General features: G+C 34.2%; 6 protein-coding genes and 1 pseudogene. 3 read left to right on the top strand and 4 right to left on the bottom strand.

Annotation, left to right across the window (positions count from 1 at the left end; translation table 11 throughout):
- Positions 1 to 17 precede the first annotated feature (17 nt).
- Together FFR48_RS23095 and FFR48_RS23090 are read right to left on the bottom strand one after the other, a co-directional pair.
- On the bottom strand, positions 18 to 440 hold the full coding sequence (locus FFR48_RS23095; protein WP_201277669.1) for a hypothetical protein: 423 nt from the start codon (positions 438 to 440) through the stop codon (positions 18 to 20).
- A gap of 23 nt (positions 441 to 463) precedes the next feature.
- Positions 464 to 652: a papain fold toxin domain-containing protein gene (locus FFR48_RS23090; RefSeq protein ID WP_217359423.1), complete on the bottom strand. Its 189-nt coding sequence runs from the start codon at positions 650 to 652 to the stop codon at positions 464 to 466.
- 443 nt (positions 653 to 1095) lie between these two features.
- Between FFR48_RS23090 and FFR48_RS23085 the strand changes: the two genes are divergently transcribed.
- On the top strand, positions 1096 to 1686 hold the full coding sequence (locus tag FFR48_RS23085) for a Uma2 family endonuclease (RefSeq protein WP_137668981.1): 591 nt from the start codon (positions 1096 to 1098) through the stop codon (positions 1684 to 1686).
- Between the two features lie 189 nt (positions 1687 to 1875).
- Here FFR48_RS23085 and FFR48_RS23080 read toward each other — a convergent pair whose 3' ends face one another.
- Entirely contained in the window at positions 1876 to 2310 is a 435-nt protein-coding gene (locus FFR48_RS23080; RefSeq protein ID WP_137668980.1) for a hypothetical protein, read from the bottom strand.
- Between the two features lie 623 nt (positions 2311 to 2933).
- On the opposite strand from FFR48_RS23080, the gene FFR48_RS23075 reads away from it, so the two are divergent.
- Both FFR48_RS23075 and FFR48_RS23070 read left to right on the top strand, forming a co-directional pair.
- On the top strand, positions 2934 to 4394 hold the full coding sequence (locus FFR48_RS23075; protein ID WP_137668979.1) for a P-loop domain-containing protein: 1461 nt from the start codon (positions 2934 to 2936) through the stop codon (positions 4392 to 4394).
- Entirely contained in the window at positions 4391 to 7585 is a 3195-nt protein-coding gene (locus FFR48_RS23070; RefSeq protein WP_137668978.1) for a hypothetical protein, read from the top strand. Before FFR48_RS23075 ends, FFR48_RS23070 begins: the two co-directional genes overlap by 4 nt.
- A 27-nt stretch (positions 7586 to 7612) precedes the next feature.
- Here the strand turns inward: FFR48_RS23070 and FFR48_RS23065 are convergent.
- A pseudogene (locus FFR48_RS23065) lies at positions 7613 to 7873 on the bottom strand (ATP-binding protein); the annotation flags it as partial.

Here is a 7873-nt window from a genome sequence, read left to right as displayed (position 1 = left end):
ATTTTTTCCGGGCTATACTAACAGTAACTATCTCTAGCCCTGATGATTACGTCAAGTCTGGCTGAAATGAGAACATCCTCAAAGCCATACACAGACTGCCTTTTTAATTTTCGGACAGGTCTAATATCTTGGCTTTTGTCTCTTTGGATAAATTCATCTAGTAATTGAAAAAAGTAATCAAATGCAGCTTTTTCATCAATACAGGTGAGTAAAATAATTTTATCCCAAGCGTTAACAGTATGGATAGATAAGCGGTTTTGTAGCCAAGTTTGAAAGTTTTTATAAAAATCACTTTCAGTTTCAGTATTAGTAATACCTAATTCAGAACGAGAAAAGCGATATCCCAAAATAAACATCCGTAAATTACTGATAGATGCTATTCCCAAATATAAGCCTGGGTTGGTTTTAATTTTTTCGAGTAAATTAAATAATGCGCTCATTGAGATTAACTCCATTAAAATTTTCAAAATTCTTCTATCACTTCTATTTTAAACTCATTAGATAGAGATGTAAAATCTTGAATCCAGTCATCTGGGTATAGTCCTTGTGGGGAAAGATTGTCGAAAATTTTGCCAAAAACTTCAACACCGTAATGAACGCCATTTTCCGTAATAGTTTCAAAGCAACCTTGTTTTTCTAGGCGATAACTCAAAATTCAGCCGTCTAAATTTACCGTTTGGCAAAATGGAATTAGCATTATAAATGAGGACAATAAAATGTAATCCGACGATGGATAATTTGACGGCTATTTTCAATGTTTTGCGGAAAAAACTTAATGTTGATATTACAGTGAAGACAACGGTTATTTACCATTAAAAAATTACGGATGCTGGAAACTGATAACTGCGCCGTATTTTGGAATGGTAAGCTGTTACACAGCTAAATTGTATAATCCTAATATTCTAAACTCTTGTTTAACAGGCAAGATGCCTGTTCCACTTATATAAATTAAATGCACAACAGCTTAGTTCATATTTACCAAATTGATCATTTTTTACTCTCGGTTTCTATACTTGCATGATATTTTTTATGATAATATATTTTTAGATGATATCATATTGAACAAAATTCACTCTCTAAATTTGGGTTTAAATTATGATAACTACACTCATTGAACCAGAAGCAGAACCAATTTTAATTAGTGACTTAACCTGGAGAGAATTTAAAGCTGTTGAACAGCTAATTGATCGCCCAGGGTTAAGGTTATCTTTTTTAGATGGAGTTTTGGAGATTAGAAAAATGCCGGGTAAAAAACACGAAACTATCAAAGAACGTATTGGTGCTTTACTAGAAATTTATTTAGAATTTTTGGGATTAGATTTTACTCCTACTGGTTCTGTAACCTTAGAAAATGAATTTGAAAAGGTTAAAAGAGAAGGTGATAAATCCTATGAGTTGGGGGCAAATAGAAAGCATCCTGATTTAGTAATTGAGGTGGTTGTTAGTAGTGGAGGAATTAATAAACTGGAAGCATACAAACGGTTAAAAATTCCTGAAGTTTGGTTTTGGATGAATGATGAGTTATTGTTTTATAGTTTAGGAAATGAGGGATATGAGGCTGTTAGTAAATCGCAACTTTTACCGAGTTTAGATGTAGGTTTATTGATGCGTTGTATTGGTATAGAAAATCATGCTCAAGCACTGCGAGAATTTAGAGCAGGGATAAAAATTATTGAATCAACATAACAATATATAATGTTGATTTTTTAAGATTTTTTTTATCACCATAACTCCAATTTGTGAAAGCGATCGCCTTTGGGTAGTAAGCGATCGCTGTCATTTTATTTTTTATTTAGGGTTTGGGTAAAGAGAGAATGGAGAATAAACACTCCCTCTTTAAGTTTCAACTTAGTTAGTCAGTTTCAGCTATCACCGTCAAGCTGTTTGTTCCATGAAGTAGCTGTAGGCTCCATAGGCAATGGCTTCAATAATGGTCTCTTCTTCCGAGGAATCCTTTGAGTCTGTTCCATTGGGTGCATTACCTCCATTGAAGCTATCTTTGATAAGACGATAAATCAACTCGAAAAGGGCATCAGTAGTTAAATTATCTATCTGTTTTTTCACTTCGCCTTTTTTATCCTCAGCCACCATTGAAGAAACAGTGGATTGGACTAACTTAACCCCCCAATCAACAATTGTTGCATTAAGGCGAAATTTTACCTGAGGATAATGTTCGTCTAAAATCTTATTAGCCTTCTTGGCAGCGGCTTCACAGCCTTTAATAGTGATATAAGCAGTAAAAAAACCTACTGTTACTTTCCCAACACCTAATGTTACTTTCCCAATGAAGGGTAATAAGTGAATAGCCATTGTTCCTCCTTGATTGAATTGAGATGCTTGTGAAGTCGAGAGAATGGAGAATAACCACTCCCTCTTTAAGTTTCAAATTGGTTTACTGAGTTTAGGGTTTGGATTCGTTTCTTGGTGGCTGCGGTGGTGGTGGTGGCGTAGAACGACCAGCTGCAACCAGTGCGCCCAGTGTAGCAGCACATAAGCCGACGAGCTTTGCTACATTAGCCCATGACTTTTCTTCTGACATATTTTTTCCTCCCAATAGAGAGAATGTTGTTTTGATAGCCCCATTATGCGTTTCCCCCTGTCAGGCTGAGAAGAACCACTTCCGACAGGTTAAAGGACAGATTCGACAGATTCGACATATTGGAATACTCTGTCCTGTAGTTATTCACTCCCCCCCTCTAAAATTATCGAAACCCTTGATCTCTCGTTAAAGATAGGGGGGAGTGTGAACAGTTACTCTGTCCTTCGGCGCTAGTTTTGAAAGAGAGAAAACGTACTCTCCCAGAATTGCGCTATGCTGATACAAGATGTCAGACTCTCGTTGACTCAATCTCAAGTTAAACTTTTTTCAATCAGTCAAAGTTTTCGTGACGTATTTCTAAAGAACGTATTTTCAAAGAAAGGAACAATTAACCATGCCTAGATCTATTGGGATAACCGATGAAGGAAGGAGACTATTAAAAAGACGACTCAAAGAACTAGGTATTAATCAGACAGAATTGGCTCAAAAATGTTATTTATCTGAAAAAACTATAGAACGACTATTTCAGAAACGCAACATTGATCGAGCGAATCTTAAAGATGTTTGTGATTTTTTGGGAGTAACAGTTAGTGAAGTAGTCGATCCAGACGAATGGAATAGACTGCAAAATCCCGTTAATCCTCATAACCCAGCAGGAGAATTTAATCAAATTGAACAACATATTCCTAGACAGATTTTCAAAAATATTGTTGATGACAAGACAAGGGAATTTGTCGGAAGGGAATATATCTATGATCAAATTGATGAATATTTGAAAGATGAGAGTTTTCCTTCAGGCTATATTATTCTTAAAGGTGAGCCTGGTATTGGTAAAACAGCATTGATGGCGAAATTAGTCGAAGACAGAGAGTGGATTCATCATTTTGTCACTGAAGGAACTGATTCAACCGAAAGTTTTTTGGCTAGTATTTGTTCTCAACTGATTGTTAAATATGAATTACCTTATTCAAAATTGCCTGAATGTCAACCAGAACAAAGAATACTTACTTACAGAAATTTTATAGATGAAGATCTATTGCCACAAGCAATAGAAAAAGTGAAAGATAACAAAGAAGATAACACAGTAGTTATTTTAGTGGATGCTTTAGATGAAGCAAAGAGAAGTCCGTTAGATGGGGAGCTTAATATTCTTGGTTTGCCTAAAGCCTTACCTCAAGGTGTGTTTTTCATTGTTACTTCCCGTGAAGCAGACGATCAGAATTTCTATGTGAATAATAATAAACGAATAGATATCAAGGATGATGATGAAGATAATCTCAACGATGTTCGGCTATATGTCGAGAGTTACTTAAATGATCCTGGTGTAAGGCAACAAATCGAGAAATGGCAGGTTAGTGATGCTGATTTTGTCGAAAAGATCACTAAAAAAAGTGAAGGCAACTTCATGTATTTATTCTATGTAATGACAGATATTAAAGAGCAAAAACTCTCAGAAGATATTAAGGATAGTATTCATGATTTACCGCAAGGACTGAATGGATATTACAATAAGCATTGGGATTTTATGGAAAAATCTTATAAAGATAGATTCCGAGAAATAGATGAAAAGGTTATCAGAATTATCGCTGCTCTCCACACACCTGCTTCTATCTCATACATTGCGGAAATTAGTAAATTCCCAACCAATACAGTATCAGAAATTATTAACCTGTGGCGTAATTGTTTTAATGAAATAATAGAAAACAATAAACAGCACTATCGTATTTATCATCGAAGCTTTTATGATTTCTTAAAAAGAAAATTACACTTTGACGATATAACAAGTTTTGATACACAAGCAAATATGCTTATTGTTGAAAATATGTTAAATAAACTCCATAGGAGGAAAGCATGATAGTTTCTCAAAACAATCCTTTGGCTGAATTTGATCTATGTCAATTGGTAAAGTTAGCTTTCCATTTTATAAAAACGCCATATAAACAGGAACTTCATGAAATCCTTTCATTAACAACCGAAAAAGGACAGCACGCTTACCTAGAAGCTTTGGAGTCTGCTGTAGAGTCTGCTGTTTGTGCAAATAGTTTTTTAGAAAAAGATAGAAAAGATAGTTTTTTAGACAATATAATAGCAGCTTGGGAAGAAGTAGAAAAGGAATACATTAACGGTGAGTATCTATCAAAGTCAAAAGCAATTGCTCTTCAACTTCGTTATGCCTTAATTACTTCTTCATTTAGGACTTTTGCCAATGACTACTCCGATGAATTACTGGTATTTTTAGCAAAGAATAAGCGTTGGAAAGCAGAACAATGTCTTGCCTACATATCTCAACGACGTAATGATGATCAAGAATTTGAAATCTTAGCAAAAATTACTCCTTATTATCCAGAAAAGTTATTGTCCAAAGTATTAAAGTTAGCAGAATCAATTGACAGTGACTCAAAAGTATGGGCTATTATTGAGTTGCTGACTCACTTCCCTGAGAATCAGAGATTAAAACAATTATGTTTGGATAATCTTTCTTTAATCAATGACTTGGATTATCAGGTGGACGCATTGACTAGCATGGCTAAAGCGATTCCCGATTCTGATGATATTTTACTTCTTGCCTTAGAAAAAGTTAACGATATTAAAGAAGAATTAGAGCGTGTAAGTGCTTTAGAAAAAATTGCCTCTCTTGCTCCAAAAAGTCTTATTGTAATTGCTAATATCCTAAAAATAATTAAAGAATTATCAGACTTATCGCTACAAATTGAGAGTATTGAAAAAGTCCTTCCCTATGTTGATGATGTCTTTTTTCCTGAATTTATTACTGAAGTGACTAATAGTATGGATCTTGGACAAGACGAGATTTACTTGGCATCTCAATTTGCTAATATTCTAGCCATTGAGAGTTGCAATAGAAAACCAGAAGCAGAAGAACGCTTTAATATTTTAGCTCAAGCATTGTCTATGGTTTCATTGATTCCAGAGCCTAAGCACAAAGCCAAGGCACTTATACAGATAGGTCCGTACCTACCTAATGAGTTACTTCTTGATTATTTAGCCATTAGTAACGATATTGAAGAAAATGTTCTAGTTTTATGGGCAGTTCGTGACCATATCTCTGCTAATAATTTACCTGGCATCTTAGAATTACTCCTTCGTCTTCCTAGAGTGGATGGGGTAGAAGCAGAAATTCAAGAAGGATTTGAAACCTTTGGCAGAATTTACGAGTTTATCAAGCATATCGTTAAAATTTCAGTCTTACCTGTAGAAGTATGGTTTGAATTATTGGATGTTATTAAGGTATTTCCCAATCAATTTTGGATCTACTATGTTTTTGCACAAATTGCTCATCTTCTACCTGATGAACTACAAGAAAAGACAAGGGAAGTTGCCAACAGCATAGATGAAATAAGCATTAAAGATCTAACTTTCAAAATAGTAGCTAAACGATATCCTGAAATTTTACCTGACGTATTAAATTATGATAGTAGTCTTGCTAGTAGCTTGAAAGACTTGGCGATCGCTTATCCTAATAATCAAGAGTTATTAAATCAAGCCTTAAACGAGATTCGTATAAGCACTGATTACAAAGATAAAACTGAACAATTAGTAGAATTAGCTTTAAACTTTACCCATTTAGTTCCTGAAGCCTTAGAATGTGTTAAAAGACAAAAGGAAGAAATTTGGCGCAATCCAAATTTAGATAAGTTAATACCTGTAGCTAGTGCTGATCTTTTGGATGAAATATTAATTGTAGCAAGAGCTATAAATAACGATCACTTAGCTTTTTTAACTATTATCAAAAATTTGATTGTTCATGCGCCACAAGAATTTACACCTGAGATTTTTGATTTATTTTCTACTCTTTATGAAGATTCAGATAAACAAGAAGCTATTTGTTTATTGTGTCCTCATCTACCGATTGATTTATTTCCTCTTTTCTTAAATGAGATTGATAAAATCCATGATGAATATTATAAATGCCAAGCTTTGAACGAAGTTATTATTTCTTTAAAGGGTCAAATATTACCCAAATATCTCACAGAAATTTTATTGATTGTTCGCTCATTTAAGAAGCCTAAGTTTAGAGCAAAGTTACTGAGAAAAATTGCCAACTTTGCCCCTGATGTTTGGAGTGAAGCTGTTAGAGATGTTCGCCTAATTGAAAACGTTTCTGAGAAAGTCAAAGTTTTGACTGAATTCTTATCATTTTCTCCTAGTCTGCGTCAAGAAATGTTAGAAATTGCGTTAGGTATTGAGGATAGGGTTAAACGCGCTCTTGCTTTGGTTGAACTTGTTCCTTATGAGCAGAGCAATCAGCTAATAAATGACGTTTTTCAGATCGTTAATGATATTTCAGATATGAACAGAAAAGAGCGAGTTTTGGAAAAACTATTACCCTATTTATCAAATTCTGTTCGTCAGCAATTACTTCCAAAAGTTTTAAAGTTAACCTTACTCAACAAAGATAACAAAGCCGTAATTAATACAGGGATAGTATTACCCTATCTGTCTAGCAATCTGTTTGAACAGCTTCTTGATGATTTAGAACAGAGAAATTTTACTGATGATTCAGAGAAGAAAAACTTTATAATGAAACTTAATTTTGGAGCTTTTGCAGAATATGTTCCAGAAAAGTTAATGATTAGAACTTTGAAGTTATTTTCTGAAAATGGACGAGAACAAGTAGCCTATGAAAAAATTGCCCCACGCCTACCAGAAACTTTCAAATCAGAGGCTCTTGACATTGCTTTGGGTATAAAAAAACAATATATAAAAACAGAAGTTCTTAAAATTTTAGCCCGTGTTTTACCTGAAAACTTAATCTTAAGAACTCTAGAAGCAGTTGCATCTATGGAAGGAATTTCACAGGAAGAACGTGCGTTGCTTTGTAGCTCCATTGTTCCTGAAATAGCAGGTAATTATGCAGAGTATTTCTATTATCTATGGAGAGCAAGAATCTCTTCATATTCTTATAATCGTCAATCTTTATTGGAAGAAATTAACAATTTAATCCCCATAATGAAACAACTTTGGGGTGATGAGGTAATCACAGAGACAATACAGACTGTGAAATGGATTTTATATACTTTTCCGTAGCTTTAAGGTGTTGGAATAGATCAACATTTATGCTCTAATCACAGTAATTCTACATTGATTTTCTGTCATCACCACCTCAGTTGATAATCTTTCTTCCATTGGTAAAGCATTTTTCCGTCTATCAAAGATAAATAACCAACCAAAATCTAACCCTAAACGTGCTAAATAAGATTCTAATTGTTCAATTCCATCACCTTGAGGATCGCGTTTTTTATCCCGCCACACTTTCAATTCAATCCCTAAAATAACATCTTTATAACGCAGACATAGATCCATTCTATCGCTACC

The sequence above is a fragment of the Sphaerospermopsis reniformis genome, from assembly GCF_005402885.1.
GTDB classification, from domain to species: domain Bacteria; phylum Cyanobacteriota; class Cyanobacteriia; order Cyanobacteriales; family Nostocaceae; genus Sphaerospermopsis; species Sphaerospermopsis kisseleviana.
Note: the sequence above shows the minus strand (reverse complement) of the source record. Positions and strands in the feature narration are given on the sequence as shown.

Coding starts and splice junctions, on each gene's coding strand:
- FFR48_RS23085 (WP_137668981.1), top strand. CDS start 1,096: ATGATAACTACACTCATTGAACCAGAAGCAGAACCAATTTTAATTAGT.
- FFR48_RS23095 (WP_201277669.1), bottom strand. CDS start 440: ATGAGCGCATTATTTAATTTACTCGAAAAAATTAAAACCAACCCAGGC.
- FFR48_RS23075 (WP_137668979.1), top strand. CDS start 2,934: ATGCCTAGATCTATTGGGATAACCGATGAAGGAAGGAGACTATTAAAA.
- FFR48_RS23080 (WP_137668980.1), bottom strand. CDS start 2,310: ATGGCTATTCACTTATTACCCTTCATTGGGAAAGTAACATTAGGTGTT.
- FFR48_RS23070 (WP_137668978.1), top strand. CDS start 4,391: ATGATAGTTTCTCAAAACAATCCTTTGGCTGAATTTGATCTATGTCAA.